Raw genomic sequence first — 14,031 nt, 5'->3', positions numbered from 1 at the left:
ACCAAGCGGGTGTGGTGAGGCGCACAGCGGTCAGCGCCGAGAGAGAAGCCAGGGCTGCGATCCGGGCCCGCCAGCAGCCGGGAACGCTAGTCCGCGGGGATTGGAGCGGCTGGGGCAGCGGGGGCGGGGGCTGGCGTGCGCTGGGCACGCCTCCACGCCACCGCGAACACAACCAGCACGCCGGCGACCGTCGCCAGCAGCAGCGACAGAGTCAGCAAGGGCGCGTAATAGACGACCGACGTGGTCGAGGGCTGCCCGTCGAGTACCGGCGCGACGACCACGGTCCGGCTGGCCGCGAGCCAGCTGACCACGCACCCGACCACGGCCAGCACCGCCAACGTCAGCGCGACGACGGTGCGACGGCCCGTCACGACGTCTTCTCCGGCGGGATGCGCTCCTCGATGAGGTTGGTCAGGGCCGCCCGCAGCTGCTTGTCCTTACGGGCCCATGCCTGCGCGGTGCGATCGCCTGCCAGCCGCAACCCGATCCCGGTGCGGCCCCGCGGCACACCCGTGAGCTCACCCAGCGCGCGGGCGTACTGCCACTTCGGCGCCTCGGCCCCCTCCGCCTCGGGATAGACCCGCACGATCTCCGCGGTCCGCGTGGTCTCCGTGCCCTGACGCAGCGTGTCCGCGGTGAGCTCGACCGAGGTGTGGATACGCGCCGCCTTGACCTGGATGCTGAGAAAGAACGTCACGAGCAGGAAGAAGACGATCGGGATCAGCCACTGGAAGTAGCCCGCCGACAGCTGGATCAGCGCCATGGCGACGCCGGCGCCCGGGCCGGCGAGCACCCACAGCCAGCTGGCGCCCTGCTCGTAGAACAGCACCTCGCTCGTCGGCGGCGATGCGGCGGATTCGGTCACGGCAGGTCCTTCCCCTCGGGCGCACGGTCGTACCAGGCGCGAGCCGAGGGTCGCGTCATCAATGCTGCGCCGACCAGCACGGGCAAAGCAGCGACCAGGATCAGCGGCTGCCCCACCCCGAGCCCCACGGCCAACAGCAGCACAACCGCCACCACCGCGAACGCCAGACCCAGCGTGGCCATCCGGAACCGGCTGTCGCCGCCGCGCGCCTTGCCTGCGAGGAAAGCCAGGGCTGCGGCGGCCACGACGGAGCCGACGCCGATCAGGCGGTACACCGTCAGGTAGTTGCGGACGCGCTCGTCACTCACGTCGGCGGGGATCGCCAGCCGGGCGGCGTCGAACGTCGCCGTCGCCGACATCAGCCCGCCGACGATCATGAGGACCGCGCCACCCATGAAGCACCAGAACGCGGCGTCGACGAGGCGGGGGCGGGAAGCGGGGGTCGGCATCGAGGTCAGGGTAGCCAATCACCGGGTGAAGAAGTCGTGGGCGTCCTTGCGGTGGAGCAGAAACACACCGCCGCACACGAGTACAGAGCCGACGATCACCACGGCCGCGTAGATCAGGGCCGCCACCTCGGGACGGTCGACGGTGAACAGCTCGCTGACCGAGAACACCACGGTGGCGATCGCCCCGCCGGTCAGGCAGGTGCGTGTCCACCGGTAGCCGTGGCGCAGCAGGACGAGGAACGTCGCCACCACCGACACCAGCACGGCGAGAAAGACGAGGGCGATCGCCAGCATGAGCCCACTCACCCGCTGTTCACCGGACACGAGGTCGACGACGAACCCAGCCGTCATCAGCGGCAGCGCCAGCACCCACAGCCAGAAGCCCGTGTCCACATCAGGCGGCCGGGTCGGGGTGGATTCCGTCATGACAGGCGGCGGGCCACGTCGGCGGCCCAGTACGTCAGCACGATGTCGGCGCCGGCCCGCACGATGCCGGTCAGCGACTCGAGCACGACCGTGTCCCGGTCGATCCAGCCGTTGTCGGCGGCCGCGCAGATCATCGAGTACTCCCCCGACACCTGGTATGCGGCAACGGGAACGGGTGAGCGGTCCGCAGCGGCCCGGACGATGTCGAGGTAGGACATGGCGGGTTTGACCATGATGATGTCGGCGCCCTCGTCGATGTCCAGGTCGACCTCGTGCAGCGCTTCGCGCGCGTTGCCCGGCTCCTGCTGGTAGGTCCGGCGATCACCCTGCAGGCTCGATGACACCGCGTCGCGGAAGGGGCCGTAGAACCCGGACGCGAATTTCGCCGCGTAGGCCAGGATCGCGGTGTCGAGGTGACCGGCAGCGTCGAGCCCCTCGCGGATGGCCGCCACCTGCCCGTCCATCATGCCGCTGGGCCCCACCATGTGCGCACCCGAATCGGCTTGCGCCACAGCCAATTCGACGTACCGCCGGTTGGTCGCGTCGTTGTCCACTCTGCCGCGGTCGTCGACGACGCCGCAGTGCCCGTGGTCGGTGAACTCGTCGAGGCAGGTGTCGGCCATCAACACCGTGGCGTCGCCGAGGTCGGCGGACAGATCGCGCAGCGCGACATTGAGGATGCCGTCGTGGTCGGTACCGGCCGAGCCGCGCGCGTCCTTGTCCTCATCGCGGGGCACGCCGAAGAGCATCAGCCCGCCGACACCGGCGTCGACGGCGTCAGCGGCCGCTCGGCGCAGCGAATCCCGGGTGTGCTGAACGACTCCGGGCATGGAAGCGATCGGCCGTGGTTCGTCGATGCCGTCGGCGACGAACATCGGCAACACGAGTTGGCGCGCCTGCAAAGACGTTTCGGACACCAGCCGGCGCAGCGCCGGCGTGGACCGTAGCCGCCGCGGACGATGACTCGGGTAGGGCATGACCGTCCTTGCGGTTAGCGGCGGCGACTCTTCTTCCGCGGCGGTGGCAGCGCGCCCTCGGCCCGCAACCGGGCGGCGTGCTCGGCCAGCGCCTCGACGAGCGGCCCGACCGCGGCCACCTCCGGCTGCACGTCCACGCGCAATCCGAATTCAGCTGCAGTCTCAGCAGTTTTCGGTCCGATGCACGCCACGATGGTGCGTGCGTGCGGCTTCCCGGCGATACCGACCAGGTTGCGCACCGTGGAGCTCGACGTGAAGCACACCGCGTCGAAGCCACCGGTCTTGATCATCTCGCGGGTGTGCGCCGGCGGCGGCGCGGCACGCACCGTCCGGTAGGCCGTGACGTCCTCGATCTCCCAGCCCCGTTCGCGCAGCCCCTCGGCCAGCGTCTCGGTGGCGATGTCCGCGCGCGGCAACAGCACGCGGTTCACCGGGTCGAAAATGTCGTCGTACGGCGGGAACTCGTCGAGCAGGCCCAGCGAGCTCTGCTCGCCGGTGGGCACCAGCTCGGGGTTGATCCCGAAAGCGCGGACCCGGTCGGCGGTGGCCTGGCCGACGCAGGCGATCTTCACGCCGGAGAACGCGCGAGCGTCCAGGCCGAACTCGTTGAACTTCTCCCACACCGCGCGCACCGCATTTGTGGAGGTGAACACGACCCACTGGAACCGACCGTCGACCAGACCCTTGACGGCCCTTTCCATCTGGGCCGGGCTGCGCGGCGGCTCGACCGCGATGGTCGGCACCTCGATCGGCAGCGCGCCGTGGCCGACGAGCCGATCGCTCATCTCGCCCGCCTGGTCCTTGGTGCGCGGCACCAGCACGGTCCAGCCGTACAGGGCGCGGCTCTCCCACCAGTTCAGCTTGGCGCGGTTGGCCACGGTCCGGCCGATCGTGACGACGAGCGTGCCGGTCAGCGGGCCGGACGGCTCCACGCCGGCAGGCTTGTCCAGCACGGCCTTGTCCAGGAGGCCGGCCAGCGTGGTCTCGACGGAGCGCTGCGCGCACGTGGTGCCGTTGGCGGTCACCACGGCGGGCGTGCCCTCGGCCAGACCGAATTCGATCAGTGTGCGCGCGGCCTCGGGCAGGTGCGACGCGGTCGCGTGCAGGATCAGCGGCCCGGGGGCGGCGGCGAGTGCGGCCCAATCCACCTGCGGATCGCGGACATCGGCGACGGTGTGCGACGAGCCCAGCGGCAGGCCCGCGTAGGTCGGCACGGCCGAGGTGTCCGGCAGCCCGGGAACGATCTCGAAGGTGAGCTGGGTGCGTGCCAGCGCGTTGACCTCGGTGATGACGGCGTCGATCGACAGCGGGTCGCCGGCGACCAGGCGGACGACGTCCACCCCGGTGCGTGCCTCGGTGGCCAGTGTCTTGGCGACCTCGGCCGGATCCCCGAGCGCTGGCCGGATGTCCGGGCCGCCGGGGATGGCGGGCTCGGCCGCCTCGGCGGGCGCATCCGGCGACGCGGGATCACGGGGCTCCGTCGTCTCGGCAGGCAGCGGTCCCGACGGCGGGGGCAGTTCGGAGCCGACCAACGCGAGCACCGCTTCGGGCACATCGGGGTCGACGAAGACCAGGGCCGCATTGGCCAGTACCGCGCGGGCGCGCGTCGTCAGCAGGCCCGGATCACCGGGCCCGGAGCCGACGAAGCTGATGCGGCCGGGCTTGCCCTTGCGTCCTCGCAAGGTCATCTGGCGAGTCATGTCCCTCTCCCGCGTTCGTCCAACAGGTCCCGCGCTCCCAGCTCGAACAGCTCCGCGGCCACCGAGAGCCCTAGCTCTCGTGCCCGCTCGGGTGTCCCGATACCGGACGCACGGATCACGTCGGATCCGTCCAGCGTCGCCACGCAGCCGCGCAACGACACCTCTTCGAAGACGCGACCGTCCTCATCGATCGACTCGACCACCTCGGCAATCGCGCCAACCGGTGCGGAGCACCCCGCCTCCAGTTCGGCGAGCAAGGTCCGCTCTGCGGTGACCGAGACCCGGGTGTCGGCATCGTCGAGCTCTGCCAACACCGAGACCAGGCCGGAATCACCGGCACGGCACTCGAGCGCCAATGCACCTTGAGCCGGCGCCGGCAACATCTGTACCGGCTCCAGCGTCTCGGTGACGGCATCGAGGCGACCGATGCGGGCCAATCCCGCCCGGGCCACGACGACGGCGTCGAGAACACCGCTGCTTACCCTGTTCAACCTGGTATCTAGGTTGCCTCGTAGGGGGCGGATTTCCAAACCGAGACCCAGTGCTCTAAGCTGCGCGGTCCGTCGCGGGGACGACGTCCCGATCACCGAGCCGGCCGGCAACTCGCCGAGCACCAGTCCGTCCCGCGCCACCAGCGCATCCCGGGCGTCCTCGCGCACCGGGATCGCGGCGATCACGAAGCGGGGGTCGGCTGCGGTCGGCAGATCCTTGTAGGAGTGCACCGCCATGTCGACCGTGTTGTCGGCAATCGCCTCACGCAGCGCGGCGGTGAACACGCCGACCCCGATCTCGGCGATGGGTGCGGAGGAACGATCTCCGTCCGTGGAGACGATCACCAACTCGGCGGCGTGCCCGCGGGCGATGAGGGCGTCGCGGACGGCACCTGCCTGAGTGGTGGCCAGCAGGCTGCCCCGCGTGCCGATACGGATCACTCTGCGATCACTCTGCGCTATCGAGATCGGTTGCGGGAACGATCAACTCGTCGACCGCGACGGTCCCGAGCTCACCGCCGGCGACGGCGTCCACAGCGTGCTGGTCGAGCTCGAACAGTTCGCGCAGCGCTTCGGCGTAGCTGTCCCCGCCGGGGGCTCCCGCCAACTGCTTGACGCGCACGGTGGGTGCGTGCAGGAGCTTGTCGACGACCCGGCGCACCGTCTTGGCAACCTCGTCACGGTGGGCCGAATCCAGCCCCGGCAACCGGTTGTCCAGCCGCAGCAGTTCCGCTTCGACGACGTCGGCGGCGCGCTGGCGCAACGCGGTGACGGTCGGGGTGACCTCGGCCATCCGCTGGCCGGTCAGGTACTCGGCGACCTCGGCGGCGACGATGGTGCGGGCCGCCTCGGCGTCGGAGGTCGCGGTGCGCGCGGTGGGCTCCCGCAGGATGCGCTCCATGTCGATGACGTCGACGCCGGGCAGTCCGGCGACCGCGGGGTCGATGTCGCGCGGCATGCCCAGATCGCACATCACCAGCTGCCTGGTGCCGCCCAGCCGCTGCGCCAGGCCGCGGTGGACGTCGGCCAGCGTGACGACCGGCCGGACCGCGCCGGTGCAGCTGACCACGACGTCGGCGTCGGTGAGAAGGGGCGGCAGGTGGTCGAACGGGAAGGCTTCGGCCGCCACACCGTGGCTGCGCACGTTCTCGGCGAGGTGCTTGGCGCGCGGGAGTGAGCGATTGACCACATGGACGCGCTCGATACCGGCGCGCATCAGCTGTTTGGCGGCCAGGGCGCCCATCGAGCCGGCGCCCACCACCACGGCGGAGCGCCCGGCGAGCGATCCGATGCGGGCTTCGGCCATGTCCAGCGCGACGGACACCACCGAGGCACCCGCCGAATCGATGCCGGTCTCGGAATGCACCCGCTTGCCCACCGACAGCGCGCGCTGGGACAGTTCGTGCAGCGTGCGGCCCACGGTGTGGTTCGCTTCGGCGGTGGCATAGGCCCGGCGCACCTGGCCGAGGACCTGCGCCTCACCGACCACGGCGGAGTCGAGACCGCTGGCGACCGAGAACAGATGCTCGACCGCGGCTTCGGCGTAGCGGACGTAGGCGTACCGCGTCAGATCCTGCAGCGACATCCCGGAGTGCTCGCTGAGCACCTGCCCGATCACGGAGAGTCCGCCGTGGAACGCCTCGACGACCGCGTACACCTCGACGCGGTTGCAGGTCGACAGCACCATGGCCTCGGTGACCAGCGAGGATTGCAGGATCTGCTCGATGATCTTGGCCTGATCGGCCTCGTCGGTACTGAGTTGCTCGAGTACCGACACGGGCGCACTCCGGTGCGAAACCCCGAAAAGCAGTACGCTCACGGCTTCCTCACCACCCCACCAAGGTAATCGCTGACCAGCTGGGCAGCCAAATTCCCTCAGCCGGCCAGATCTGCGCGCAGCCTGTCCTCGTCGAGCTCCCAGTAGCTGTGTTCGACGCCGTCGAGCAGCACGACGGGCAACCGGTCTCCGTATTCGGCGCGCAGGGCTTTGTCTCCGGCGGCGGCTGCGTCGTCGACGTCGGTCACACTCAGCCCGAACCCGAGCTCGTCGCGCAGCGCGGCCAGTCGGTCGGCCGCCTTCTGACACAGAGAGCAGCCCTGGCGGGTGAGCAGATGCACGGCACGATCCACCCCGCCAGTATCGCGGCCGGGTGACCTAATGTTGTAGCCGTGTCCGACGGTACTGAGATCGGCATCGAGTCCCGGGCGCAGCAGATCGCCGGGGAGAGCAGCGCCGAGGTTGCGGCCGAGGGTCTGATCGAACCCGGCAACGAGACCGGTGGCGAGCTGCCCGGCCCGCCCCCGCCGCCGCCGGATCTGACCGCGGCGGCGTTCTTCGACGTGGACAACACGCTGGTGCACGGTTCTTCTCTGGTGCACTTCGCGCGGGGGCTGGCGGCCCGCGAGTACTTCACCTACAAGGACCTGGCGCGTTTTGCGATGGCGCAGGCCAAGTTCCAGCTCACCGGCCGCGAGAACAGTGACGACGTGGCGGCGGGGCGGCGCAAGGCGCTGGCGTTCATCGAGGGCCGCTCGACCGCTGAGCTGGTGGCTCTGGGTGAAGAGATCTACGACGAGATCATCGCCGACAAGATCTGGCCGGGTACCCGGGCGCTGGCCCAGATGCACCTCGATGCCGGTCAACAGGTGTGGCTCGTCACCGCGACCCCGTACGAGCTGGCCGACACGATCGCCCGCAGGCTCGGGCTCACCGGTGCGCTGGGCACCGTCGCCGAGTCAATCGACGGCGTGTTCACCGGGCGCCTGGTCGGCGACATCCTGCACGGCACCGGCAAGGCGCATGCCGTGCGCTCGCTGGCCATCCGCGAGGGTCTGAACCTGCGCCGCTGCACCGCCTACTCCGACAGCTTCAACGACGTGCCGATGCTGTCGCTGGTCGGGACGGCTGTCGCGATCAATCCCGACGCCGACCTGCGCGACCTCGCCCGGGAGCGCGGCTGGGAGATCCGCGACTTCCGCACTGCCCGTAAGGCCGCCCGCATCGGGGTGCCGTCGGCACTGGCGCTGGGTGCGGTCGGCGGTGCGTTGGCCGCGGTGGTGTCCCGTCGCGACGCCAAGTAGGCTCGCACCGCCCGAACGACGAAAGCGGATCACGCATGGCCATCGCCGAGAACATCATCGGGACCCACTACCGGTACCCCGACTACTTCGAGGTCGACCGCGAGAAGATCCGGGAGTTCGCCCGCGCCGTCAAAGACGATCATCCCGCTCACTACAGCGAGGAAGCCGCCCAGGAGTGCGGCCACGACGCCCTGATCGCGTCACTGACCTTTCTCGCCGTCGCGGGTCGGCGGGTGCAGCTGGAGATCTTCAACCAGTTCGACGTCCCGATCAATATGGAACGGGTGCTGCACCGCGACCAGAAGATCACCTTCCACCGGCCGATCCTGGCCGGGGACAAGCTGTTCTTCGACTCCTACCTGGATGCGGTGACCGAGTCGCACGGCGCGGTGGTCACCGAGGTCCGCGGCGAGGTGACAGACGAGCGGGGCGAACCGGTCCTGACCAGCGTCGTCACGGTGATGGGTGAAGCGCAGTCGGACACCGAGGCCGACGAGATCAGCGACCGCATCGCCGCACGACGGGACGAAGCGCTGCGCGCGATGGTGGCGAAGCAGACCGCCCAGTAGGACCGCCCGAGATCACCCGAAGAACGTGTTCCTTCGGTTGGCCAGCAGCTGGTAGAGGGTCTGCTGGATGGTTTCGCGGACCTGGTCGGTGATCTCGAAGGTGATCATCGGATCGTCGGGGGCCGAATCGTCGTAGTCAGCGGTGTCGATGGGCTCGCCGAACTGGATATACCACTTCGACGGGAGAGGCACCACGCCAAGCGGGCCCGCCAGCGGGAACAGCGGAGTCACCGGGAAGTACGGCAGACCCAGCAGGCGGGCCAGCAGCTTCACGTCGGCGACCATCGGGTAGATCTCCTCGGACCCGACGATCGAGCACGGCACGATCGGCGCCTTCGTGCGCAGCGCCGCGGACACGAAACCGCCGCGGCCGAACCGCTGCAGCTTGTAGCGGTCCTTGAAGTGCTTACCCAGACCCTTGTACCCCTCGGGGAACACGGCGGTCAGCTCGCCGGCGGCCAGCAGTCGGTGGGCGTCGTCGGTGCACGCCATGGTGTGGCCGGCCTTGCGCGCGGCCTGGCCGACGAGCGGCATGTCGAACACCATGTCCGCCGCCAGCAGACGCAGATCGCGGTGCGCGGGATGGTTGTCGCGGACCGCCACCGACGTCATCAACCCGTCGAAGGGCAGGACGCCGGCGTGGTTGGCCACCACGAGGCCGGCGCCGGTCTCGGGCAGGTTCTCCACACCGCTGACCTCCACCCGGAACCACGAGTTGAACAGCACGCGCAGCACGGGCAGGAAGATCGCGTTGTTGAGATGGGGATCGAAGCCGAATTCGTCGACGGTGTAGTCCCCGACCATTCTCTTGCGGAGGAAGTCGGCCACCGCGGAGATCCGGTTGGCGAGTTCGCTGGGCTCGGCGTCGGGTCCCGCGCCGGAACCGAAACCGTCACCACGGTGGGCGTCGATGTCACGGACGACGGCGGACAATTCCTCGGCAGTGGCCCGGCCGTCGCCGTCGCCGTAGAGAGAGGGATGCCGTCGAGATCGGTCTCCCCGCTGGGCCGCCGCCCGGCGGGCCGCTGCACTCCGCCCCGAATTCGAGTGCAGGGGAATGACTTTCGCTTTCGACTCGCCCGCCACCGTCTCGCTTCTCACCTTCCGCAGTGTCCCCGCCCCCGCGCTGATCCCTGAGTCTAGCGTCCGAACCGCGCCGCCGCTGTCACAGCGCGGCGCTCCACAGCAGAAACCCAGTCGGGATCCACGATGGGTTTGAGACCCCGGCCGCGCACGTAGTCGTCGAAGGCCTCTGTCGTGGTCCACTTCGGGGTGTAGCCGAGTTCGGTGCGCATCCGGGTGGTGTCCATGACGCGCCCGTAGCTGAGGTAGTCCAGACGCTCCGGGTCGATCTCGGTGGTCCGGCCGGCCCGCCACAACGAGTCGACGGCCGACAGCGCGGCGCGCGGCATCGGGAGCGCGAGCCGCCCCGACCGACGGATCGCCTGGCTCATCATGATGACCCCGGACGCCCCGATGTTGAAGGTGCCCGCCTTGCCCGCGATCGTCGCACGCTCGAGCGCCCCCAGCGCATCCTGCTCGTGCAGCAGCTGCATGCGCGCGTCGTGACCGATGATGGTCGGCACCACCGGCCCGGCCAGGTATCGCGACAGCGCGGTGTCCATCGCGGGACCGATCATGTTGGCCAGCCGCAAGATGGTGACCGCGATGTCGGGACGGCGCCGGCCGAGACCGCGGGCGTAGCCCTCGATGTCGATGCTGTCGCGGGCGAACCCTTCCCGGGCCGGCCTGCGACGGCTGCTGCTCTCCGCGAACAGGACGGGATCGCGTGAACTCGACCCGTAGATCTCCGAGGTCGACTTCAGGATCACCCGGCGCACCGACGGCGCCTTCTGGCATGCCGCGAACAACTGGATGGCGCCCATCACGTTCAGCTCTTTGAGCGTGGCGCGACCGCCGGAGCGGGGTGCGTAGGACGCCGCGGCCGCATGCACCACGGTGTTGACGTCCCCGTTGCGAATCACCTTGGCGATGAACGGATTTCGGATGTCGGCCCGAACGAACTCGGCGCGGCCCATGCGACGCAGCAGGTCCTTGCTCGGCGCGACTGCGTCGACCGCGATGACATGGTTGATCAGCGGGTTCTGTGCCAGCCGGGCGGTCAGATAGCCGCCGAGGAACCGGCATGCGCCGGTGACCAGGACGACCTTGGGGTAGTTCAGACCGTCCCTGGCATCGGAGCCGCCCGAGTTACCCCCAGCATCCATCTCCGCAGCCTAGCGGCTGGCGCAGCCGGACTACTTGCCGAGTTTTCTGCGCTGGACCCGGGTGCGACGAAGCAGCTTGCGGTGCTTCTTCTTCGACATGCGCTTACGTCGCTTCTTGATGACAGAACCCATGAACTCCGCTACCTCGGTTTTTTCGACGATCTCGACCGGTCACCTTACCTGGCGACAGTCGCGGCTCCGAAATCCACCGTCCGCGGCCCGGATCATCCCGCGTCGAAGTAGGAGCTCTCCAGCATGTCGTGGACGGCCTTGGCGTGGACGCGGAACGACCGACCGACCCGCACCGCCGGCAGCTCACCGTTGTGCACCAGCCGGTACACGGTCATCTTGCTGACCCGCATCAGGCTGGCCACCTCAGCCACGGTGAGAAATTGAGCTCGAGGCGGTTGACCATCGGACTGGCCGGCGTCACGCGCCGACTTTCCGCTGGCTGAATCCCGCGCCGACGGCCCGTTCATAGACGTCATCGCAACCCAATCCATCAGGCGCGGGCAGTTCCAGCGGCTTCCCCACCGCTGGCACCGACCCACGCTTACCACTGGGAGAATAGCGTGGCGGGTGGGGTTACTGCGACGGGTGTGGGCTAATCAGTCAGAAATTCCTGAACTACTCAGGTGTAATTCCTAGCTGCTCAGAGCGGGTTTTCGCGGCCTCGACGGCGTTGGCGACGGCCGCGCGCAGACCTCCGCGTTCGAGTTCCCGCAGCCCAGCGGCGGTGGTGCCGCCGGGCGAGGTCACCATGGCGCGCAGCTGGGCAGCCGAGGTGTCGGTCGGCGACGCCATCGCTCCGGACGGGCCGGACGCGGCCTCACCGCCCGCGCCTTCAGCATCCAACCGCTCCAGCAGCATCGCCGCCGAGCCGGCCATCGTCTGCACCACCAGATCGGTGGCCACCGATCGGGTCAGCCCCGCATCCACCCCGGCATCCACGAGCGCCTCGACCATCAGGAAGAAATATGCGGGACCGGAGCCGGAGACAGCGGTGACGCTGTCGATCTGGCTCTCCGCCACCGTCAGCACCCCGCCGACGGCGTCGAACAGTGAGGACACCCCGCGGACGTGCTCGGCGGTGGCGAACCGTCCCGGCGCGACCGCACTGACCCCACCGCCGACGAGCATGGGCGCGTTCGGCATCACCCGCACGACGGGCGAACCGGCGGGCAGCTTGTTCTCGAAATAAGCCGCGCTGACGCCGGCCGCCACCGTCACGAAGATCTGCTCTGCGGCGTCACTTTCGGCGCGTGCGGCCGTATCGGCGATGTCACCGATCACGCTGCCGACGTCGGAGGGCTTGACCGCGACGATCACGTACGTCGCGGTGTCGACCGCCTCGGCCACCGACGCGATGCGCACGGAGTACTTCTCGGCCAGATACGTGGCGCGGTTCGGGCTCTTCTCGGCCACCACCAGGTCCTTGGTCTGGCGGCCGGCCCGCAGCAGTCCCGCCAGCAGTGCCTCTCCGATACTTCCGCCGCCGATGATCGCGATTCTGGCCATGCGGGACAGCATGACACGGCCGCACCGATCGGACCGAGAACGGCTCAGTCGGGAGCGGCGGGCACCAACGCCAGTTGCCGGGACTGCACGACGATGCGGCCCTCGCGGTCCACGACGATGTGGTCCTCGTCGAAGAATTCCTGACCGATCTGCGTCGTCGTGCACATCACCCTCAGCCACCCGTCGGCAGGCACGGCCCGCACGAAGGCCGTCAGCTGCACCGTAGGCGCCCAGCCGAACCTGTTGAGCCCCATCGTGACCGGAGCCGACACGTCACCGCACAGCAGCGCGAACAGCACGTCGGGGGCGGCGCCCTTCGGACGCACCCAGTACTCGATCATCGGTGGGCCGCCGTCGCCGCGCGGGGTGAACGACGTCAGCGAGGGACGGATGTCGCAGCCGTGCGCGAGGTGGACGACGTCGGCCATCGGGTGTCCGGGGCCGATCGGTTCCAGTCCGGGCGGCGGATCGGGGGTCATCAGCGGCAGCACGGGGTTGACCGACAACAGCGGCGGCACATGGTGTTCAGGGCGCCCCAGCGTGATCGCAGCCCGCAGCGCCGTCCGCGACCCCTGGTTGAGTTCGACATCGATCAGACTGATCCGCCGCCCACGCTTGCGCACCGTCGTCACGACCTGCATCGGCCCGGGGTCGGGCGCCCACAGGAAATTGCCCGACACCGCAATGGGTTCCACGCCGGGCTCACCCAGTTCGCTGCGCGCGGCGTTGGCGCACAGCGCGAGCATCGCGCCGCCGTGCACCTTGGGGCCGATGGTCCAGTGCTCGTTGAGCAGCCCGTGGTAGACACCGGCGCCGTCGGGAGTCAGTGCCATGGCATCGGTGAACGACGTGGAGAGAGTCATCGGGTCCTTGCTCGATCAGCGCAACAGGTGGGTGCGCGCGAATTGCAGCGACTCGGTCAGCAAGTCTTCGCGCTCGGCGACCGACCGCGCGGCCGAGGTGGTCACCTCGAGGATGACATGGCCGGCGAAGTCACTGGCGGCCAACGTCTCGCAGATCTCGACGGTCGGTTGCGTGCCGCGGCCGGGCACCAGATGCTCGTCGGTGGACGCGCCGCTGCCGTCACACAGATGCAGGTGCACCAACCCGTCCCCCATGCGCCGGGCCATGTCGACGGCGTCGGAGCCGGCCGTCGCAGTGTGCGAGAGGTCGAGTGTGTAGTGCGCGTGACCGCCGTCGAGCGGGTCGTAGGACGGCGCGAACGCCGAGATGCCCGGGCCGGGAGCGCCGCCGCGCTTGCGCATCCGTTCGATCGACGTCTGCCCCGCGCCGAAGAACCTGTCGGCACGGAACGGGAACATGTTCTCCACCGCGACCATGACGTCACTGCGGGCCTCGAGCTCGGCCACCTGGTCGGCGAACCCCTCGGCATACCGGCGCTGCCAGCGGAACGGCGGATGGACCACGACGGTCTGCGCGCCGAGCTGCTCGGCGGCACGCACGCTGCGGTCCAGCTTCGCGATCGGGTTCGCGCCCCAGACCCGCTGCGAGATCAGCAGGCAGGGCGCATGCACGGAGAGCACCGGCACGTCGTAGCGCCTCGACAGCTCCTCGACAGCATCGATGTCCTGGCTGACCGATTCCGCCCACACCATCAGCTCGACGCCGTCGTAGCCGAGTGAGGCGGCCATCTCGAAGGCGGCCTCGGTCTTCAGCGGATAGACAGAGGCCGTCGACAGTCCGACCTTGATGGCAGGGCGCACCCC

Annotated in this window: 18 protein-coding genes; 2 read left to right on the top strand and 16 right to left on the bottom strand. The window is 69.4% G+C overall.

The genetic code is table 11. The features are described 5' to 3' along the window. Positions 1 to 86: 86 nt before the first annotated feature. Genes ACZ50N_RS03680 through ACZ50N_RS03640 form a run of 9 tightly spaced genes read right to left on the bottom strand, consistent with a single transcriptional unit; the run spans position 87 to position 7,038 of the window. The gene (locus ACZ50N_RS03680; protein ID WP_464469718.1) at positions 87 to 371 is read right to left on the bottom strand and encodes a hypothetical protein; all 285 of its coding nucleotides are present in this window, start codon (positions 369 to 371) and stop codon (positions 87 to 89) included. After that, positions 368 to 865: a transport-regulating membrane protein Mce1N gene (locus ACZ50N_RS03675; RefSeq protein ID WP_046363154.1), complete on the bottom strand. Its 498-nt coding sequence runs from the start codon at positions 863 to 865 to the stop codon at positions 368 to 370. The genes ACZ50N_RS03680 and ACZ50N_RS03675 overlap by 4 nt, the downstream gene beginning before the upstream one ends. Then, positions 862 to 1,314: a hypothetical protein gene (locus tag ACZ50N_RS03670; RefSeq protein WP_053079360.1), complete on the bottom strand. Its 453-nt coding sequence runs from the start codon at positions 1,312 to 1,314 to the stop codon at positions 862 to 864. Before ACZ50N_RS03670 ends, ACZ50N_RS03675 begins: the two co-directional genes overlap by 4 nt. An 18-nt stretch (positions 1,315 to 1,332) precedes the next feature. Beyond that, positions 1,333 to 1,740 (bottom strand): hypothetical protein, encoded by a 408-nt coding sequence (locus ACZ50N_RS03665; RefSeq protein ID WP_048423365.1) that lies wholly within the window; start codon positions 1,738 to 1,740, stop codon positions 1,333 to 1,335. Then, positions 1,737 to 2,717 carry a porphobilinogen synthase gene (gene hemB, locus ACZ50N_RS03660; RefSeq protein ID WP_046363152.1) on the bottom strand — a complete coding sequence of 327 codons (981 nt, stop codon included), beginning with the start codon at positions 2,715 to 2,717 and terminating at the stop codon, positions 1,737 to 1,739. Before hemB ends, ACZ50N_RS03665 begins: the two co-directional genes overlap by 4 nt. A 14-nt stretch (positions 2,718 to 2,731) precedes the next feature. Then, positions 2,732 to 4,417 carry a bifunctional uroporphyrinogen-III C-methyltransferase/uroporphyrinogen-III synthase gene (locus ACZ50N_RS03655; protein WP_046363151.1) on the bottom strand — a complete coding sequence of 562 codons (1,686 nt, stop codon included), beginning with the start codon at positions 4,415 to 4,417 and terminating at the stop codon, positions 2,732 to 2,734. Further along, positions 4,414 to 5,349, bottom strand: a complete 936-nt coding sequence (gene hemC, locus ACZ50N_RS03650) for a hydroxymethylbilane synthase (protein ID WP_048423366.1) — start codon at positions 5,347 to 5,349, stop codon at positions 4,414 to 4,416. Before hemC ends, ACZ50N_RS03655 begins: the two co-directional genes overlap by 4 nt. Before the next feature lie 7 nt (positions 5,350 to 5,356). After that, entirely contained in the window at positions 5,357 to 6,727 is a 1,371-nt protein-coding gene (locus tag ACZ50N_RS03645; protein ID WP_048423367.1) for a glutamyl-tRNA reductase, read from the bottom strand. Positions 6,728 to 6,783: 56 nt separating this feature from the next. Then, positions 6,784 to 7,038: a glutaredoxin family protein gene (locus tag ACZ50N_RS03640; protein ID WP_046363148.1), complete on the bottom strand. Its 255-nt coding sequence runs from the start codon at positions 7,036 to 7,038 to the stop codon at positions 6,784 to 6,786. Between the two features lie 39 nt (positions 7,039 to 7,077). Between ACZ50N_RS03640 and ACZ50N_RS03635 the strand changes: the two genes are divergently transcribed. Together ACZ50N_RS03635 and ACZ50N_RS03630 are read left to right on the top strand one after the other, a co-directional pair. Then, a complete protein-coding gene (locus ACZ50N_RS03635) occupies positions 7,078 to 7,989 on the top strand; it encodes an HAD family hydrolase (RefSeq protein WP_073685039.1) in 912 nt (303 codons plus the stop codon). 35 nt (positions 7,990 to 8,024) lie between these two features. Next, entirely contained in the window at positions 8,025 to 8,558 is a 534-nt protein-coding gene (locus tag ACZ50N_RS03630) for an FAS1-like dehydratase domain-containing protein (protein WP_046363146.1), read from the top strand. Positions 8,559 to 8,570: 12 nt separating this feature from the next. On the opposite strand, the gene ACZ50N_RS03625 is transcribed toward ACZ50N_RS03630, so the two are convergent. From ACZ50N_RS03625 to ACZ50N_RS03595, 7 genes are all read right to left on the bottom strand, one after another. Next, on the bottom strand, positions 8,571 to 9,644 hold the full coding sequence (locus tag ACZ50N_RS03625; RefSeq protein ID WP_048423369.1) for a lysophospholipid acyltransferase family protein: 1,074 nt from the start codon (positions 9,642 to 9,644) through the stop codon (positions 8,571 to 8,573). A gap of 53 nt (positions 9,645 to 9,697) precedes the next feature. Continuing rightward, entirely contained in the window at positions 9,698 to 10,786 is a 1,089-nt protein-coding gene (locus ACZ50N_RS03620; RefSeq protein WP_464474654.1) for an SDR family oxidoreductase, read from the bottom strand. A 30-nt stretch (positions 10,787 to 10,816) separates the two neighbouring features. After that, a complete protein-coding gene (locus ACZ50N_RS03615) occupies positions 10,817 to 10,918 on the bottom strand; it encodes a 30S ribosomal protein bS22 (RefSeq protein WP_003402602.1) in 102 nt (33 codons plus the stop codon). Positions 10,919 to 11,010: 92 nt separating this feature from the next. Next, positions 11,011 to 11,274, bottom strand: a complete 264-nt coding sequence (locus ACZ50N_RS03610; protein ID WP_046363143.1) for a helix-turn-helix domain-containing protein — start codon at positions 11,272 to 11,274, stop codon at positions 11,011 to 11,013. 139 nt (positions 11,275 to 11,413) lie between these two features. Then, positions 11,414 to 12,304 (bottom strand): pyrroline-5-carboxylate reductase, encoded by an 891-nt coding sequence (gene proC, locus ACZ50N_RS03605; protein WP_110797872.1) that lies wholly within the window; start codon positions 12,302 to 12,304, stop codon positions 11,414 to 11,416. A gap of 44 nt (positions 12,305 to 12,348) precedes the next feature. Next, positions 12,349 to 13,167, bottom strand: a complete 819-nt coding sequence (locus ACZ50N_RS03600) for a thioesterase family protein (protein ID WP_048423370.1) — start codon at positions 13,165 to 13,167, stop codon at positions 12,349 to 12,351. A gap of 15 nt (positions 13,168 to 13,182) precedes the next feature. Continuing rightward, positions 13,183 to 14,028 carry a sugar phosphate isomerase/epimerase family protein gene (locus ACZ50N_RS03595; protein WP_048423371.1) on the bottom strand — a complete coding sequence of 282 codons (846 nt, stop codon included), beginning with the start codon at positions 14,026 to 14,028 and terminating at the stop codon, positions 13,183 to 13,185. Between the last annotated feature and the right edge of the window lie 3 nt (positions 14,029 to 14,031).

The sequence above is a fragment of the Mycolicibacterium obuense genome, from assembly GCF_055397605.1.
The sequence above is the reverse complement of the archived record's forward strand: the minus strand, read 5'-3'. Positions and strand labels throughout refer to the sequence as shown.